This window comes from Streptomyces sp. NPDC032198 (assembly GCF_040636975.1).
Lineage (GTDB): Bacteria > Actinomycetota > Actinomycetes > Streptomycetales > Streptomycetaceae > Streptomyces.
The window spans coordinates 1-1,198 of the sequence record NZ_JBEZVL010000052.1; the positions used below are offsets into that span (position 1 = coordinate 1).

Annotated in this window: 1 protein-coding gene and 1 pseudogene; both read right to left on the reverse strand. The window is 65.8% G+C overall.

Going from position 1 to position 1,198, the window contains the following annotated elements:
- Positions 1-413, reverse strand: a 413-nt coding sequence (locus AB0E78_RS41860) for an alpha-amylase family glycosyl hydrolase (protein ID WP_361844976.1), incomplete at its 3' end; no start/stop codon positions are given.
- Positions 410-1,198: pseudogene (locus tag AB0E78_RS41865) on the reverse strand (alpha-1,4-glucan--maltose-1-phosphate maltosyltransferase); the annotation flags it as partial. The gene AB0E78_RS41860 and the pseudogene AB0E78_RS41865, both read right to left, overlap by 4 nt.

The following is a 1,198-nucleotide window of genomic DNA, read 5'->3' on the forward strand; positions in this document are numbered from 1 at the left end:
CCTTCGGGGTCGCTGCGGGACTCCTTGAACCACGGGTGCTGATCACTGGTGTGGTTCATCACGAAGTCGATGATCACGCGCATGCCCCGCTGATGCGCGGAGTCCACGAACTCCACGAAGTCGGCGAGATCGCCGAACTCGGGGAGGACGGCGGTGTAGTCCGAGACGTCGTAACCGCCGTCCCGCAACGGCGACTTGAAGAACGGCGGCAGCCATAGGCAGTCCACGCCCAGCCACTGCAGATAGTCCAGCTTGGCGGTGATCCCCTTGAGATCGCCGATGCCGTCGCCGTTGCTGTCCTGGAAGGAGCGGACCAGGACCTCGTAGAAGACGGCGCGCTTGAACCACTCGGGGTCTCGGTCCTTGGCGGGCGTGTCCTCGAATGTGTCCTGGACGGGCTCGTTGATGATCATGGTGTGGGTGACCCTCCGATCAACGGTGAGGACGGTCGCAGGACGCGGAAGATGTGCGCGGGCGTGCGGCCCGGCTCGAGGCGCACATAGTTGGCCCTGCCCCAGTGATAGGTGCTGCCGGTGAGCTCGTCGCGCACCGGCACGGTCTCGTGCCAGTCAAGGCCGAGTTCCGGCATGTCCAACGAGACCGTGGCCTCCTGGGTGTGGTGGGCGTCGAGGTTCACGACCACCAGAACCGTGTTCGATCCGCCCTCGTCGTGGGCCGTCTTCGAGTACGCGATCACCGCTTCTTGGTCTGTGGGATGGAAGTGCAGGTCACGCAGTTGCCGCAGGGCGGGGTTGGAGCGCCGTACGCGGTTCAGCGTGGTGATCAGGGGTGCGATGGTGGAGCCGGTGCGCTCTGCGGACTGCCAGTCCCGCGGCCGCAGTTCGTACTTCTCCGAGTTCAGATACTCCTCGCTGTCGGCCCGCGCCGGGGCGTTCTCGCAGAGTTCGTACCCGCTGTAGACGCCCCACGTCGGCGCGAGGGTTGCGGCGAGCACCGCGCGGGCCTCGAAGGCCGGGCGTCCGCCGTTCTGGAGGTAGGCGTGCAGGATGTCCGGGGTGTTGACGAAGAAGTTCGGCCGGAGGTAGTGCGCGGTCTCGCCCGACAACTCACTTAGGTAGTCGGTCAGTTCACCCTTGGCGTTCCGCCAGGTGAAGTAGGTGTAGGACTGCTGGAAGCCGATCGCGGCGAGGGTGCGCATCATGGCCGGGCGGGTGAAGGCCTCCGCCAGGAAGATGAC